At 68.4% G+C, this 13625-nt stretch carries 19 protein-coding genes; 15 read left to right on the plus strand and 4 right to left on the minus strand.

Features of this window, described 5'->3' with window-relative positions:
* Nucleotides 1–16: 16 nt before the first annotated feature.
* Nucleotides 17–625 carry a cysteine hydrolase gene (locus ASC65_RS12330; protein ID WP_056453656.1) on the minus strand — a complete coding sequence of 203 codons (609 nt, stop codon included), beginning with the start codon at nt 623–625 and terminating at the stop codon, nt 17–19.
* A gap of 315 nt (nt 626–940) precedes the next feature.
* Here ASC65_RS12330 and ASC65_RS12335 point away from each other — a divergent pair, with 315 nt between their 5' ends.
* The 10 genes from ASC65_RS12335 (at nt 941) to ASC65_RS17185 (ending at nt 5949) form a co-directional block, all read left to right on the plus strand.
* Nucleotides 941–1162: a hypothetical protein gene (locus ASC65_RS12335; protein ID WP_056453660.1), complete on the plus strand. Its 222-nt coding sequence runs from the start codon at nt 941–943 to the stop codon at nt 1160–1162.
* Nucleotides 1163–1750, plus strand: coding sequence for an ATP-dependent Clp protease proteolytic subunit (locus tag ASC65_RS12340; RefSeq protein ID WP_056453663.1), 588 nt, complete (start codon nt 1163–1165; stop codon nt 1748–1750).
* A gap of 13 nt (nt 1751–1763) precedes the next feature.
* Nucleotides 1764–2174, plus strand: a complete 411-nt coding sequence (locus ASC65_RS12345; RefSeq protein ID WP_056453666.1) for a DUF6766 family protein — start codon at nt 1764–1766, stop codon at nt 2172–2174.
* Nucleotides 2175–2254: 80 nt separating this feature from the next.
* Nucleotides 2255–3481, plus strand: coding sequence for an alpha/beta fold hydrolase (locus ASC65_RS12350; protein ID WP_056453669.1), 1227 nt, complete (start codon nt 2255–2257; stop codon nt 3479–3481).
* Nucleotides 3482–3549: 68 nt separating this feature from the next.
* The gene (locus ASC65_RS12355; RefSeq protein ID WP_056453673.1) at nt 3550–3729 is read left to right on the plus strand and encodes a DUF3606 domain-containing protein; all 180 of its coding nucleotides are present in this window, start codon (nt 3550–3552) and stop codon (nt 3727–3729) included.
* Between the two features lie 62 nt (nt 3730–3791).
* A complete protein-coding gene (locus ASC65_RS17375) occupies nt 3792–4004 on the plus strand; it encodes a hypothetical protein (protein WP_056453676.1) in 213 nt (70 codons plus the stop codon).
* Nucleotides 4001–4576: a DNA-3-methyladenine glycosylase gene (locus ASC65_RS12365; RefSeq protein WP_200939837.1), complete on the plus strand. Its 576-nt coding sequence runs from the start codon at nt 4001–4003 to the stop codon at nt 4574–4576. Before ASC65_RS17375 ends, ASC65_RS12365 begins: the two co-directional genes overlap by 4 nt.
* Nucleotides 4573–5550 (plus strand): ATP-dependent DNA ligase, encoded by a 978-nt coding sequence (locus ASC65_RS12370; protein WP_082526040.1) that lies wholly within the window; start codon nt 4573–4575, stop codon nt 5548–5550. Before ASC65_RS12365 ends, ASC65_RS12370 begins: the two co-directional genes overlap by 4 nt.
* Before the next feature lie 61 nt (nt 5551–5611).
* Nucleotides 5612–5812, plus strand: a complete 201-nt coding sequence (locus tag ASC65_RS12375) for a hypothetical protein (RefSeq protein ID WP_056453682.1) — start codon at nt 5612–5614, stop codon at nt 5810–5812.
* The gene (locus ASC65_RS17185; protein ID WP_156459654.1) at nt 5812–5949 is read left to right on the plus strand and encodes a hypothetical protein; all 138 of its coding nucleotides are present in this window, start codon (nt 5812–5814) and stop codon (nt 5947–5949) included. The genes ASC65_RS12375 and ASC65_RS17185 overlap by 1 nt, the downstream gene beginning before the upstream one ends.
* A 6-nt stretch (nt 5950–5955) precedes the next feature.
* On the opposite strand, the gene ASC65_RS12380 is transcribed toward ASC65_RS17185, so the two are convergent.
* Entirely contained in the window at nt 5956–6219 is a 264-nt protein-coding gene (locus ASC65_RS12380) for a DksA/TraR family C4-type zinc finger protein (protein WP_056453686.1), read from the minus strand.
* Nucleotides 6220–6382: 163 nt separating this feature from the next.
* Between ASC65_RS12380 and ASC65_RS12385 the strand changes: the two genes are divergently transcribed.
* Complete coding sequence (locus ASC65_RS12385) at nt 6383–7279, plus strand: manganese catalase family protein (RefSeq protein WP_056453688.1); 897 nt, start codon at nt 6383–6385, stop codon at nt 7277–7279.
* 49 nt (nt 7280–7328) lie between these two features.
* The gene (locus ASC65_RS12390) at nt 7329–7604 is read left to right on the plus strand and encodes a DUF6894 family protein (protein WP_056453691.1); all 276 of its coding nucleotides are present in this window, start codon (nt 7329–7331) and stop codon (nt 7602–7604) included.
* On the opposite strand, the gene ASC65_RS12395 is transcribed toward ASC65_RS12390, so the two are convergent.
* Nucleotides 7601–7813: a hypothetical protein gene (locus ASC65_RS12395; RefSeq protein WP_056453694.1), complete on the minus strand. Its 213-nt coding sequence runs from the start codon at nt 7811–7813 to the stop codon at nt 7601–7603. The two genes, ASC65_RS12390 and ASC65_RS12395, sit on opposite strands and share 4 nt — an antisense overlap.
* 116 nt (nt 7814–7929) lie before the next feature.
* Between ASC65_RS12395 and ASC65_RS12400 the strand changes: the two genes are divergently transcribed.
* From ASC65_RS12400 to ASC65_RS12410, 3 genes are all read left to right on the plus strand, one after another.
* The gene (locus ASC65_RS12400; protein WP_056453697.1) at nt 7930–8649 is read left to right on the plus strand and encodes a Crp/Fnr family transcriptional regulator; all 720 of its coding nucleotides are present in this window, start codon (nt 7930–7932) and stop codon (nt 8647–8649) included.
* Nucleotides 8650–8704: 55 nt separating this feature from the next.
* Nucleotides 8705–9457: a helix-turn-helix domain-containing protein gene (locus tag ASC65_RS12405; RefSeq protein WP_056453700.1), complete on the plus strand. Its 753-nt coding sequence runs from the start codon at nt 8705–8707 to the stop codon at nt 9455–9457.
* Nucleotides 9458–9555: 98 nt separating this feature from the next.
* Nucleotides 9556–10089 (plus strand): hemerythrin domain-containing protein, encoded by a 534-nt coding sequence (locus ASC65_RS12410; protein ID WP_056453703.1) that lies wholly within the window; start codon nt 9556–9558, stop codon nt 10087–10089.
* A gap of 512 nt (nt 10090–10601) precedes the next feature.
* Here the strand turns inward: ASC65_RS12410 and ASC65_RS12415 are convergent.
* Nucleotides 10602–13577: a TRCF domain-containing protein gene (locus tag ASC65_RS12415; protein ID WP_162245678.1), complete on the minus strand. Its 2976-nt coding sequence runs from the start codon at nt 13575–13577 to the stop codon at nt 10602–10604.
* Between the last annotated feature and the right edge of the window lie 48 nt (nt 13578–13625).

Raw genomic sequence — 13625 nt, forward strand, 5'->3', positions numbered from 1 at the left:
GCGGCAGCGCCGGCGTCTAGTCCCGCCAGGCCTCGACGACCTCATCGCATTCGGCGGTCTCGATCTGCTGGCCGTACCGGTCGTGATACAGGCCGATCAGTGCGTCGTGGGAGTCGTCCGAAGAACTGCACAGGGCGTCGGTGACCACGATCACCCGGAATCCAAGATCGACAGCGCCCAGGACGGCGGCGAGAACACAGACGTCGGTCTCCGCGCCGCTGATGATCACCGTGTCCACGCCGGCGGCGGCGAGAGCGTCCGCGAGCCCGGTTCCGACCCATGGCGACAGCAGCGTCTTGTCGAGCACCCGGGCCGGCGGCGTGAAGAGCCGGAGTTCCGGAAGCAGGTCGATCAGGCTTTCATCCAGGTTCTCGAGCGTGATCGCACTCCAGTGGGTCCAGTAGCGGCGCCAGGCGCCGCGGCCTTCGCCGACCTGTCGCGCCGGAATGAACCGGGTGAAGCAGACCCGTTCGGGTCGGTGCTCACAGAGCTTCACGACCACGGGGAGAACCCGCGTCATCCAGGGCGTGCGCCAGGGCGTCTCCTCCGCGAACAGGCGTTGCATGTCGATGCAAAGATGAACGGCGTTGGCCGGGATGGGGCCGAACCGAATACCGGAGCTCATAGGCTGTTTCCACGCTGCCCAGGGGCCGGGCTTGGCATTGGAACGGTGCGAGGCTCAAACCGCTCCCCTGCACAAGCAAAGCGCCTGGTAGAGCTCAATACAGGACACTGGAACCAGTCGATGGGGAGCGACATTTTCGCGGTCCACACATCAATGTTCCGGAGGTGCACGTGTCTCTCGATCAAGTTCTGTGGATGCTGCTGCTGGCGCCGATCGGGGTTGTCTTGCTGGCCTTGCAGGTCCGCGCTCCGACGCCCAGGGAGCCCCGAAACCGGCCCGACATCCGGCCGACCCTTCCGCCCGGGATGTGACGCCATGGCCCAGTTTCAACTGAGATGCCCGGCCTACCCGGTCGTCGAGACCATTGACGCCGAGGATCTGGACCAGGCGACCGATCAGGCGCGTATGCGCCTCCTGTTTTGCGAGCCGGGCTTCGAAATCGTCGTCTATCAAGGGGAGCTCGAGGTCTCCCGCCTGGTCCAGGCGCCGAAGCGACCGCCGGCCTGGCTGCCGCGTAACGAACAGCGGGAGGGATAGGTGGCCGCCGACAGCCTGCAAAACCTCAGCGTCCCGACCATCCCGCCGGAGCTGGCCACGCCGAATGTGCGCCTGCACGGCGAGGTCAATGACGATATGCTCGCCGTCTGGCTGGATCAGACAGCGCGCCTGTCGGCAGAAGCGGGGCCCATTGTGCTCGAGTTGAGCACCACCGGCGGCGACGCAGAGATCGGCCGACGGATCGCCGACGATGTGCGTCTTCTCCGTCAGGCCGGGCGGACGGCGCGGTTCTTCGGCAAGACGATGATCTACTCCGCCGGAGCCACGATCATGGGCGGGTTCCTGAAGTCCGATCGCTGGCTCAGTCGCGACGCGGTCGTCATGGTCCACGGCCGCAAGCTCGCCAAATGCCTCAATTTCGACGGCGCGTTGAGGGCCGAACGGCCCGGGGTCGAGGCGCTGCTGGCCGAGATCGACGACGGCATCCGCATCGAGCGGGTCGAGTTCGGAAAATTCATCGAAGGCAGTGACGTCACGCTCGATGAAATCGACCGGCAAACGGTCGGCAACTGGTACATCACCGCCGGCGAGGCGCTGAAACGCGGCCTGATCGCCGGGATCGTCTGAGGGAGGATCTCCGATGAAACGCTACGCCTACGGGTGGCTCACCCTCGCCTTCTTCACGGTGTCCTTCGGCTTGCACTGGCTGTTCGGATGGTTCGCCTACCTGGACGAGGCGCACGAGCATGGGCAGGCCGCGCAGTTGACGCCCTATCTCATCGAGATGGGTCGCGACACCTTCGAGAACTGGCAGTCCGAGTTCCTGCAGCTGCTTTGGCAAGTCGTCGGCCTGGCCTATTTCCTCTACATCGGCTCGCCCTCGTCCAAGGAAAACGACGACCGGGTCGAGGCCAAAATCGACGCGCTCCTTGAGCTGGTGGGCAAGGCGCAGGGCGAGGCTCTGATCAAGCAGATCGACGAAACCCACCTGCGCCATCACGGGCACGCGCAGGTGCACGTCAACCCGCCGTATGTGAAGGGCGGAGAATAGGTCTCCGCCTCGGACTGTCTGCTTTGTGACACAGGAACGCCGATCGGCGGCGCGGGTTTGTCAGGCCCACGGAGCGAGCCATGCCCCTGATCCCCGGATTTCAACTCCTCTTCACAGTGCTGGCGCTTGCGATCCTCGGCGCCGCGGCTTGGCTGCTGGGCGACTGGTATTTCGGGCAGTGGGTTCGAGTCGACGGCGACCTCGTCCATGTGCGGGAGGCCTGGCGGCTCTGGCTCGGCCTCGGGCTACTGGCCTGGTCCTTCCTCGGGCGGCCCGTCGTCCTGGCGCTCGTCGCCCGGCGGGACGTCGTTCCGCGCCGCGCCACGCGGCGCGCCTCACGCATGATCCAAAGCGACACCGGCTCGCGCCTGTACGTTGAGGACGACGGGGCCGTCGTCGGCGGCGGCCCAACAGCGGTTCTCACCCACGGCTGGGGTCTGGACAGCACCATCTGGAACACCACGCGGGATCGGTTAGGCGGGTCGACGAGGGTCATCGCCTGGGACCTGCCTGGCCTCGGGAAATCGAAGGGCGCAGGCCTCGCTCAGGTTCGCCTGGAGACGATGGCCGCCGACCTTCGCGCCGTCATCGAACGGGTGGGAGAACCGGTCGTCCTGGTCGGCCACAGCATCGGGGGGATGACCATCCAGACCCTGGCGCGGGACCATCCGGCTTTGTTCGGGTCCAAGGTGAAGGGCGTCCTGCTCTTCAACACCACCTGGACCAACCCGCTTCAAACGATGATCCTGTCGCCGCTGGCCAAGACTCTGCGCCGGCCCGTCATCGAACCCATGCTGCACCTCGCCATCTGGCTCGAGCCGCTGGTTTGGCTGTCCATGTGGCAGAGCTATCTGAGCGGCTCCGCCCACCTCGCCAACCGGCTGGGCTTCGGCGCGTCGGTCACCCGCAGCCAGCTGGAGCACACCACCCTGTTGTCGACCCGTAACCGACCCGCCGTCATGGCGAGAGGCAATCTGGCGATGTTCAACTGGGACGCCAAGGACGCCCTGAAGAACGTCCCCTGCCCCGTGGAAGTCGTGGCGGGCGGGATCGATATCCTCACCCTGCCCCACGCGGGGAAGGCGATCGCGGAGTCCGCCGGCGCCCGCCTGCACCTGGAGCCCGGCGCGAACCACATGGGGTTCCTCGAACAGGGCGAGGCCTACACAGCCATCCTCTCCGCCTTCCTGGCGAAGATCCAGCCCCCTTCGGCCCGGGCGGTGCCGCCTACCGCCGGGCTCAAGGTTCCCAACGCTGAAGAGGCCCCAGAGCCGGCAGACGGCTGGGTGCCGCGAGTCGCGACATGATTCCCCCTGAAACCCCCCGACAAGCGGCCTACGCCCTTGCAGGGATCTATCTGTACGGAGAGCAGACGATGAGTGACGACAAATCCAATGCCGGCGGCCAGGACCGCAAGCGCATCAGCCTGTCGGAGGACTATGAGGTCCGGGACTGGGCCGAGAAGTTCGGCGTGTCCGAGCAGCAATTGCGCGACGCGGTCGGCCGCGTCGGCGACCAGGCCGAGGACGTGGAGCGGGCGCTCCGCGGCTCCTAGGGCGCGGCGGAAGGGGCTCGACCGTCGGCCTCTGGCCCGGTCGAGCCGCCAGCCTCTGTCTCATGCTCGATCCGACCCTGCTCGACCTCGGTACGCGAGAAGACTTCCTCCTGACCGTCTTCGAGGATTTCGTCTTCGGGTCCGCCGAGCCCGCCCTGTATGAGGCCGGACGTCGGGTCGACGGGAGACTTCGGGTGGGGGGTCATGCCATAGCAACCACCCGCGCGGACCCCGGTTCCGAACCGCAGCCCGCCTGCGACGTTGGCAGCGCATGATGCCGCCAGACTATTTCAATCGCTCAGCCGAAACCGTCGCGGCCGATCTGATCGGGGCCTTGCTGATGGTCGATGGCGTCGGCGGGCGGATCGTCGAGACGGAAGCCTACGACCTGGAGGATCCCGCTTCACACAGCTTCCGCGGTCCGACGGCCCGGAACGCCCCGATGTTCGGGCCGCCCGGACGCGCTTACGTCTACCGGATCTACGGCATGCACTGGTGCTTCAATGTCGTCTGCGACGGGGCGCGACCGGGCAGCGCCGTACTGATCCGGGCGCTCGAACCGACGGCCGGGCTGAAGGCCATGCAGGCTCGGCGCGGCGTCGCCAGGGTGCAGGACCTGTGCTCGGGGCCCGGCAAGCTGTGCCAGGCCCTCGGGATCGACGCCCGGCTGAACGGGGCCGATCTGCGTTCGCCGCCCTTCGGGATGCAGATTTCGGCAAGTAACGTCAGCGTCTCTCGCGGCGTGCGGATCGGAATCCGCCATGGGCAGGACACGCCGTGGCGGTTCGCGCTGGCCGGATCGGCCTTCCTGAGCCGGCCGATGCCCGCAGCGGCGGCCAACGCATGAACGCCCTGCCGCGCGCCACGCCCATGGAAGCCCGGACCGCCGTCTCGCTGCCGTCTGGATCAGGCTGGTGGTACGAGCCCAAGTGGGACGGCTTCCGCTGCCTCGCCTTCAAGGGCGACGGGCGGGTGGACCTGATCGCCAAGTCGGGCAAGTCGCTGGCCCGCTTCTTCCCCGAGGTCGTCGCGATGATCGAGGCGATTCCCGCGGCGGCGTTCGGCCTCGACGGCGAGTTGTTGGCCCGGGACGGTGACGCGTTTTCCTTCGAGGCGCTGCAGGCCCGGCTTCATCCGGCGGACTCCCGCATCAGACGCCTCGCCGCGGAGTCGCCGGCCAGCCTCACCCTGTTCGACATGCTCCTGGACACCGACGGGAGCGATTTGCGGGCGGCGCCCCTCGGACACCGCCAAGCGCGTCTGGCCGCCTTCCTTGAGGTTGCGGGGGAGGCTTGCCTGACCGTCACCCCGGGCACGAACGATCGGACCCTGGCGCAATCCTGGCTCGACGGAGGCCTGCTTGAGGGCGTCGTCGCCAAGCGGTTGGACGGACCTTATGCAGAAGGCGAGCGGGCCATGGTCAAGGTGCGCCGGACGCGGACGGCGGACTGCGTCGTTGGCGGCTACCGACTGGCGAAGGACTCGAGCGTCGTCGGATCGCTCCTGCTCGGCCTGTACGATGACGAGGGCCGGCTGAACCACGTCGGCTTCACCTCGGGTTTCGCGCGGATTGACCGCGGCGCTCTCACCGCGCAGCTGAGAGCCATGCCCGGCCTCGGCTTTACGGGCCGCTCGCCCGGCGGGCAGAGCCGCTGGGCCACCGAACGCTCCGCGGAATGGACGCCCGTCGCGCCCGAGATGGTCGTCGAGGTTTCCTTCGACCATGTGTCCGACGGGCGCTTTCGGCACGGGACCCGCCTGCTGCGGTTCCGCCCTGACAAGGCGCCCCACCAATGCCGCATGGAGCAGCTCGACGCGTGAGGGCCGCTGTGTAGCAAAGGCGACCGACGCAACCGCGGTATACGCGCGCCGTTCAAGCGCCATGCACACCACCCTCAAGGATTTCCCCCGCCCTCTGGAGCGGGCCTTCGCCCTGGCGCGGTCCGGCGAGTGCGCCACCAAGGCCGACATCGCCAAGGCGCTCCACAACGAAGGCTATCGCGGCGAGGAGCTGCGCCAGTTGCATGGCCCCTCGCTCTCTCGCCAGCTGCGCGACCTCTGCCGGGCCAATCGGCCCGCTTGATGCGGACGCTAACGCTGGTTTGGCTCGCGATCACAGCCATCGCGATCTGTGTCGCCATCTATCTGGCGACGGGCGGACACTTGGTGCTGCTCGCCCTGCCGCTGCTGTTCGGCCTGCCCCTGCTGCGCCGTCGCTGAGAGCGCCTAACGCAACTGGCTGTCCTTGCTACCCCGGCGGTTGATCCCCGCCAGAACGATCCGGCCATCGCGGCCCGACTGGCACTCCACGCACGTGCGGGCGCTCGGCAGGGCGCGTCGCCGCGCTTCGGGGATGACGTCGCCGCACTCGACGCAATGGCTGCTTCCCTCGCCCGTCGGCATGCGTGACCGCGCCGTCAGGACTCCGTCGACGACGGTGTCATTGATCTGATCGAGAACCGCTCCATCGCGCGTCCAGCCGCCGGCCATTTGTCTTGCATGCTCCTGTATCGGGCAGGCCCAGATAGGAAGCGGCGCGTCATTCCCAGCTTGGCCTTGACGACGACCGGGCCGGCACTGTCGCATGGCGGACTTTCGGAACGGCGGCGCAGGCCTCTGGTTGGACAGCCTCCCCCGCCTCCGGAGCCCACCCATGTTCATGCATAACAAGCGCCTGATGTACACCGTGCGGGTGGCCGAGCCGAACCCCGGCCTGGCGACCCTGATGCTCGAGCAGTTCGGCGGACCCCAGGGCGAGCTGGCGGCCGCCATGCGGTATTTCACTCAGGCCCTGGGCGAGGAAGACGCCGGTCGCAAGGACATGCTGCTGGACATCGCCACCGAAGAACTGAGCCACCTTGAGATCATCGGCTCGATCGTCGCCATGCTGAACCGCGGCGCCAAGGGCAGGATCGCCGAGGCGGCGCTCGAGGAGGCGGATCTCTACCTGTCGCTGAACGACCGGGGCGAGAGCCACACGACGTCGATCCTCTACGGGGGAGCCCCGGCGCTGGTGAACTCGGCCGGCGTGCCGTGGACGGCCGCCTACGTCGACTCCATCGGCGATCCGACCTGCGACCTGCGATCCAACATCGCCGCCGAGTCCCGGGCCAAGATCGTCTACGAGCGGCTGATCAACGTCACCGATGATCCCGGCATCAAGGACGCGCTGGGCTTCCTGATGACCCGCGAGATCGCGCACCAGAAATCCTTCGAAAAGGCGCTCTACGCGATCGAGCCCAACTTCCCGACCGGCAAGCTGCCGGGCGACCCCGAGTTCGCGGACAAGTATTTCGACATGTCCCAGGGCGACGGCAATGCGCGCGGGCCTTGGAACGAGGGCGAGCAGTGGGAGTATGTCGAAGACCGCGACGCCCAGGCGGCGGTCGACGGCGGCGACGGCGGCGCGGTGGTGAAGATGAAGCCGGCCGAGGCCAAGCCGGTCATGGCCTTCGCCGAGCGGACAGCCTCGGACCCCGCCTCCAATCCCATCACGGGCGCCGATCTCGGAGCCGGCCCCGGTGCTGGGACGATGACGGCCGTTGAATAGTCCTGGGAGCGCGCCGGGCTGCTCCAGCCCGAAAGGGGAAGGCGCTGCGATGCCGCGCTACTATTTCCACACCCTGAACGGCCTGCGTCATCGAGATGTCGACGGAGAGATTCTGGCCGGACCGGTCGCTGCCTGCGAGGAGGCGCGGGCCCTGTTCGCCGAGGTCCTCGGCCGGGGCGACTCCGGCTTCACGGCCGCCAACGACTTCACCGTGCTGTGCACCGACGAGGCCGGACGGCCGGTCGTCGCCTACACCGCCTCCACAGCCCCGGTCGCCCTGCTGGGCAGTCTGGTCGAACGGCTGGACAGGCCTGAAGGCGGCTAGGCGGTCGCCGACCGCAGCTGGTCCAGCGCGTCCTTCTCGAGGCGCATGACGAGGCGTGCGCCGTCCGTAACCTCGACGCGTTCGCTGTCGGGCCACTCGTCGAGGAGGTGCGCCAGATAGTGCGGCACCTCGGAATCCTGCTCGCAGGGCAGGAGGCGGAACTCGGGGACCGCGCCGGCTCCATAGAGGAAGCATAGGTAGGTGCTCATATCCGCCCCTTTCCACCCGCACAGTGCACCTTGGGATACCGCCGTCATTCACATAGTTGAACGCCTCCGCCGCCGTGGACGTTGGACGTGGACCTGGGGTCAGACGAGGACGCGCGGTGGCGGAAACCCTGTTTAACAAGCTCAGCCGCAGGGACACCCTCTCGGAGGCGGAGCGCCTCGCTCTGCTCGAGGTGCTTGGCCCTGAGCGGCACGTCCCCGCCGGCGTCGACATCGTCACCGAGCATGACCGGCCAGATCACTCGATCCTTCTGATGTCGGGCTTCTGCGCGCGCTATGTGACCCTGGAGGACGGGGGCCGGCAGATCAGCGAGCTGAACGTCTCCGGCGACTTCGTCGACCTGCACAGCTTCGTCATGAAGCAGATGGACCATGGCGTGATCACCCTGTCCGACTGCGTCATCGCGCCGGCCCCCCATGCGCGGCTGCGCGACCTGACCGAACAGCACCCGCACCTGACCCGCCTGCTGTGGCTGGACACTGTCATCGACGCGGCGATCCACCGCCAGTGGATCACCTGCATGGGCCGGCGCACTGCGTCGTCCCACATGGCCCACCTGCTGTGCGAACTCTACAAGCGGCTGGAAGCGGTTGGGCTCGCCGGCGCGTGCGTGATGGAGCTGCCCCTGACCCAGGCCGTCCTGGGCGACGTGCTCGGCCTGTCGACGGTCCACGTCAATCGCCTGATATCCGAGCTACGCACCCTCCAAATCCTTACGTGGTCACAGGGGCGGGTGGAGATCCTGGCCTGGGACCGCCTGGCGGAACTGGCCGAGTTCGACCCGACCTATCTCCGCCTCCAGTGCGAACCGGTTTAGGCGCCCGTTCAACTATGTGAATGCGTTCGGCTTTGGGGACGCCCACAAAACCCGAATGACACTCTCCTTCTCGACCGACGGAGGTGCTTTCCCGGGCGCCGCTCACAGGCATGACGTCGAACCTTCGGTTCTGGATGAAGGCACGCTCCGGCTCTGGCGGGCTCTGTCGCCGCTCGACATCCACGTGCGCCGCGCCCTCCTGGCGTCCGGCCGAGCTACCCACCATCGCGCGGGCGCTCCGGTCGTCGTGGAGGGTCAGGTCGCGGTCGTGATTGACGGCTGCCTCTCCGTCGATGCGGGCGACGAAGGCGTGTCGGCCGGCATTGCGGGGCCGGGGAGGCTCCTGGGATGCGGAGAAGACCGCCTGTCCGGCGTGTGGATCAGCGACGGTGAACTCTACACGACCTCCCTGGCGCAGTGGTTGGCGCTCGGGGGCGAGGCGGGCGTCCGCCATCTCCTGGACGCTGCGAACGCGGCCCACGCCGCGCTCAGGCGTCGCGTCGCCTGCGTCGCCCGGCATCAGGCCACGGCCCGGCTCGCCGACCTCTTCCGCGCCATCGACGAGGTGGAGGCCCCTCACCGCATTCTGCTGTCGCAAGTGAAGCTCGGAGAAATGCTCGGCCTGCGACGAACCACAGTGAACGCTTCGTCGCGGGCGCTGCAGGCCGCGGGCGCTCTAAGGACGTTGCGAGGCCAGGTTCGACTGCTCGACCCCGCCAGGCTCGACGACTTCGCCTGCGGCTGCCGGAACGCGAAAGTCCTGCCGCGGACGGACGCCCCGCTGAACGGCCCGCGGTCGGTCAGCTAGCCAGGCGCGATTTGCCGGCCCAGCGTCCGGTTCCCGTCTCTCGGAACTGCCCTCGGAGGCGACGGTTATCGCCGGACTTTTGCAGCCCGGAGCCCGCCATGTCCGTCATCGACAAAGTCCTTGGAGCCATCACGCCGCCGGTCTCCGCCGAGACGCGGGCCGAGGCGACCGCCAATGCGCGGGCGGTCGCGGCCACGGGCGACTGGCTGGACCTCGCGCTCGACCACCACGAGGGCATCCGCGCCGCGTTCAACGCCTGCAAGGCCGCCGTCTCGGCGGAGGATCGCGTCGTCGCCATGAAGGAGCTCGCGATCCTGCTGAACGGACATTCGCTGGCCGAAGAGGTCGTGCTCTATCCCGCCCTGGCCCAGGCCGGCGAGAAGACCCACGCGGCGCACGCCTACACCGAGCAGACGACGGCGAAGATGCAGATGGCGGAGCTGGAGACCATCGCGCCGAGCACGCCCGACTGGACGGACAAGCTCGACCACATCGAGGGGGCGGTGCTGACGCATATGTACGAGGAGGAATCGAACTGGTTTCTGGAGCTCCACGAAAAGGGCGAGCGGCAGGCCCATCTGACGGATCGCTACAAGGAAGAGTTCGACCGCTACTGCGGCGGGGAACGCTAGGCCCCCTGCCCCGGTAGCGCCTGCGGGGGCGGATCATACGTTGCACTGCAACCTAACCGGCGTCATCGAGCGCGCCCGGCTTTCTCCGCCGGCTCGCGCGGGCGCCGATCGCCCACTTTCGCCCGGCGTCGACTAGCCTACGGCCGCGCGGCAATGCGGGCGTCGCTTCACCTCGGAAACGTCGGTCGATGGGATGACCGACAACGCCTCCTCCAGCGAAAGCCCCCGCCACTCCTGGGCGCTGACTGAAGGGCGTCGATATCGAAGATTGATCCCGCCGTCCCGGCGATCTCGGGACATCACCAGGCCCGCCCTTGTCGCCCGAACCTGAACGTCGCCGTATGTAAGATGAGTCATAGGGCCTACCTCGCGGGGCCAGCGAAACCGACCAGACGGAAGGAAGTTGCTGTGTACGACGCCGGACAGAGTAGCCACCGCGCCGCGGGGGCAACCTCTGCCGAGACCCTTTCCCGGTGGGCTCCAGCTCCCGGCGCCAAGCCCGTCGCTTCAGGTCAGCCGGCCAGCTTCGCAAGCACGGCTTCCATGAGGACTTCGTCGTCGGCCGGGTCGTTGGAGGCATCCAGGATAAGCCGATCCTCGCTCCAACGCCGGGCGCCGTCCTCATCCACCCGCCTCGACGCCTCCTTCAGGCGATGCGGCGCAAAGCTGAAGGCCGTCCCCTTCGGCCCGGACAGGATGCGCGTGACCCCGGCCGCCCGCGCCAACAGGCTCAGTCGGGCGTGCCTCAGCAGGTCGGCGACCGGCTCGGGCGGCGTGCCGAAGCGGTCCTCGAATTCGGCCGCCATCTCTTCGAGGTCGTCCGCGGAAGTCAGCCGGGCCAGACGCCCGTAGAGGTTCATTCGAACCGCCGCCTCGGGGACATAGGCCTCCGGGATGTGGCCTCCGTCGAGCGGGAGTTGAACCGGCCCGTGATCGTCCAGGGGCTCGCCTCGGGCCGTTCGGATCGCAGTATGCAGCAGGTGCTGGTAAAGGCCGGCGCCGATCAGGCGCACATGGCCGGCCTGCTCGTCCCCGACCAGGTCGCCGCCGCCCCTCAGGTCCAGGTCGCGGGCGCTGATGGCGAAGCCGGCGCCCAGCCTGTCGAAGGTCTCCAAGGCGGCGAGGCGCGCACGCGCCGCATCCCCAATCTCCTCTCCGGGCTCGAGCAGAAGATAGGCCGCGCCCTGACGCCGACCGCGGCCGACGCGTCCCCGCAGTTGGTGAAGCTGCGAGAGTCCGAAACGGTCGGGCCGGCAGATCAGGATGGTGTTCGCCCGCGGCACGTCCAGGCCATTCTCGATGATGTTGGTGGCCAAAAGGACGTCCCCATGCCCCGCCGCGAAGGCCACCATGGCCTGGTCGACGGTCTCGGGCGACATCCGGCCGTGCGCCTCGATCACCGTCAGTTCGGGGGCGAGCTCGGCGAGACGCGCGCGCAGTTCGGTCATGTCCGCGATGCGCGGCGTGACCACGAAGGTCTGTCCGCCGCGCGCCCGCTCCCTGAGCAGCGCCGTTCGCACCGACCCGCCGTCGAACTCGGCCGTGAAGGTGCGTATGGGACGCCGCCGCGCGGGGGGACTGGCGATCACGCTGACATCCTGGATGCCCACGAGGGCGCCCTGGAGCGTGCGCGGGATGGGCGTGGCGGTCAGCCCAAGTGAGTGGGGAGCCTTGGCGGCCAGGTCCGCCTTCATCTGGGCGCCGAACCGATGCTCCTCGTCGATGATGATCAGGCCCGGCGCCTTCAGCGTCAGCCCCTCCCCGGCCAGGGCCTGGGTGCCGACGACGACGCCGATCGATCCGTCCGCCAAGCCCGCCTTGACCTGCGCCGCCTCGGCGTCGTCCACCAGCCGCGAGAGGTGCGCCACGACCACCCCTGTCTGGGCGAAGCGCCGGCGGAAGCTCTCGTAGTGCTGGCGGGCCAGCACCGTCGTCGGGGCAGCGACGAGGACCTGGAGGCCGCAAAGGGCAACGGCGGCGGCGGCCCGCAGAGCGACTTCGGTCTTGCCGAAACCCACGTCTCCGCAGACCAGCCGATTCATCGGCTGTCCGGAGCCGAGATCGTCGAGCACCGCCTCGATGGCGGCGGCCTGGTCCGCAGATTCTGGGTAGGGGAAGCGGGCGGCGAAGCGAGCGTAGTCGACGCGCGGGGGCTGGATCGCCGGGGCCTCCGCCGCAGCCCTAGCCTCGCCTTGCGCCGCGAGGGCGACGGCCGCGGCGTCGATATGAGCGCTGACCGCTGCCCGCCGCTTGAGCCAACCGTCCGAGTGCAGCCGGTCGAGCGTAACCGCGTCTGGCTCGGAGCTGTAGCGCCAGATCTTCGACAGCTCCCCCACCGGCGCCAGGACATGCGTCCCACCCTGGTAGCCGATGCGGACGACGTCCTGCTCGCGCCCATTCGTCTCGATCCGCTCCAAGGCCTGCAGGACCCCCAGGCCGTGATCCTCGTGAAGGACGACGTCGCCGAAGGCGAGCTCGGGCTCTTCCAGCCACGCAGGCACGGCCGACGTACGGCCAGCAAGACGTCCGCCGAGAATTTCGCTCGGCGAAAGCACCGTGACGGCGGCGTCCGGGTCGTCGAACCCGGCGTCCAGATCTGCATCGAGCATGAGGAACGACCCCGGCGGCGCTGCTGTCACCTCGCCCCAGTTCGCGGCCTCCGCAGGCGTCTCGGTCAGCCGGCGTCCCAGCAGCCGCCGCATCGCCCTACGTTCATGGGCCAGGCCGGACAGGACCACCCGACGGCCCGATGTCCGCTTCGTCTCGATGAAGTCGGCGACGGCCGCTCCGCGACGCGGGGTCAAGTTGAAGGATGGAACGGCGCCCGCGGTCTCCGTCGCCAGGGTCCCGGCTTCATCCGAGAGGGCGGCCGGGATAGCTTCAACGTCGAGGTAGACCTCTTTGGGGGGTCGCGGGCGCGGGCCATCGCCGAACTCGCAGGCCGCCGACCAGGCGTCGCGCGCCTGTTCGGCGAAGCGCTCGCACGCCTCAAGGGCGCCGGCTTCGTGCACCCACCGACCGGGCCCCGTCAGGGTCTCGATCGACACCCCGGCCGGCGCGGGCTGCTGATCGCCTTCGTCAGCCTCCTCTCCCGGAATACATCCCGGCTCCGCGACTCCGTACAGGCGAATGTCCTGCAACTCGCCCTCGGACCTTTGCGTCGTGGGATCGAAGGGCCGCAGCCCGGCCACGAGATCGTCCGCACCGACGTCGATGCGGACCGGAGCGCAAGCTGTGGCGGGGTAGACGTCGATCACCTCGCCCCGAAAGGCGATCTCCCCCGGCTCATCAATACGGTCGTCCTCCACATATCCGGCGCGTCGGGCGAAGGCCGCCAAGGCCTCCCGATCCAGAGGCTCGCCGGCGCGGATTTCGAACTGGTCGCCAAGTTCGGATGGCGCGGGGGCTTTCTGAAGTAGGGCCGCGGGCGACAGGATAAGCACACGCTCCGCCACCGCCGGCGCCCGGAGCGTGGCCAGGACGGCCATGCGGCGCCCCATGCAATCGCGGGACGGTCCTGCCCGATCATAGGGGAG

Origin of the sequence: Brevundimonas sp. Root1279, assembly GCF_001425945.1 — a bacterium.
Lineage (GTDB): Bacteria > Pseudomonadota > Alphaproteobacteria > Caulobacterales > Caulobacteraceae > Brevundimonas.

What these genes read in the sequence shown, in the direction of transcription:
- ASC65_RS12330 (WP_056453656.1), bottom strand. Translation starts at nt 625, where the DNA reads ATGAGCTCCGGTATTCGGTTCGGCCCCATCCCGGCCAACGCCGTTCAT.
- ASC65_RS12335 (WP_056453660.1), top strand. Translation starts at nt 941, where the DNA reads ATGGCCCAGTTTCAACTGAGATGCCCGGCCTACCCGGTCGTCGAGACC.
- ASC65_RS12345 (WP_056453666.1), top strand. Translation starts at nt 1,764, where the DNA reads ATGAAACGCTACGCCTACGGGTGGCTCACCCTCGCCTTCTTCACGGTG.
- ASC65_RS12350 (WP_056453669.1), top strand. Translation starts at nt 2,255, where the DNA reads ATGCCCCTGATCCCCGGATTTCAACTCCTCTTCACAGTGCTGGCGCTT.
- ASC65_RS12355 (WP_056453673.1), top strand. Translation starts at nt 3,550, where the DNA reads ATGAGTGACGACAAATCCAATGCCGGCGGCCAGGACCGCAAGCGCATC.
- ASC65_RS17375 (WP_056453676.1), top strand. Translation starts at nt 3,792, where the DNA reads ATGCTCGATCCGACCCTGCTCGACCTCGGTACGCGAGAAGACTTCCTC.
- ASC65_RS12365 (WP_200939837.1), top strand. Translation starts at nt 4,001, where the DNA reads ATGATGCCGCCAGACTATTTCAATCGCTCAGCCGAAACCGTCGCGGCC.
- ASC65_RS12370 (WP_082526040.1), top strand. Translation starts at nt 4,573, where the DNA reads ATGAACGCCCTGCCGCGCGCCACGCCCATGGAAGCCCGGACCGCCGTC.
- ASC65_RS12375 (WP_056453682.1), top strand. Translation starts at nt 5,612, where the DNA reads ATGCACACCACCCTCAAGGATTTCCCCCGCCCTCTGGAGCGGGCCTTC.
- ASC65_RS17185 (WP_156459654.1), top strand. Translation starts at nt 5,812, where the DNA reads ATGCGGACGCTAACGCTGGTTTGGCTCGCGATCACAGCCATCGCGATC.
- ASC65_RS12380 (WP_056453686.1), bottom strand. Translation starts at nt 6,219, where the DNA reads ATGGCCGGCGGCTGGACGCGCGATGGAGCGGTTCTCGATCAGATCAAT.
- ASC65_RS12385 (WP_056453688.1), top strand. Translation starts at nt 6,383, where the DNA reads ATGTTCATGCATAACAAGCGCCTGATGTACACCGTGCGGGTGGCCGAG.
- ASC65_RS12390 (WP_056453691.1), top strand. Translation starts at nt 7,329, where the DNA reads ATGCCGCGCTACTATTTCCACACCCTGAACGGCCTGCGTCATCGAGAT.
- ASC65_RS12395 (WP_056453694.1), bottom strand. Translation starts at nt 7,813, where the DNA reads ATGAGCACCTACCTATGCTTCCTCTATGGAGCCGGCGCGGTCCCCGAG.
- ASC65_RS12405 (WP_056453700.1), top strand. Translation starts at nt 8,705, where the DNA reads ATGACACTCTCCTTCTCGACCGACGGAGGTGCTTTCCCGGGCGCCGCT.
- ASC65_RS12410 (WP_056453703.1), top strand. Translation starts at nt 9,556, where the DNA reads ATGTCCGTCATCGACAAAGTCCTTGGAGCCATCACGCCGCCGGTCTCC.
- ASC65_RS12415 (WP_162245678.1), bottom strand. Translation starts at nt 13,577, where the DNA reads ATGGCCGTCCTGGCCACGCTCCGGGCGCCGGCGGTGGCGGAGCGTGTG.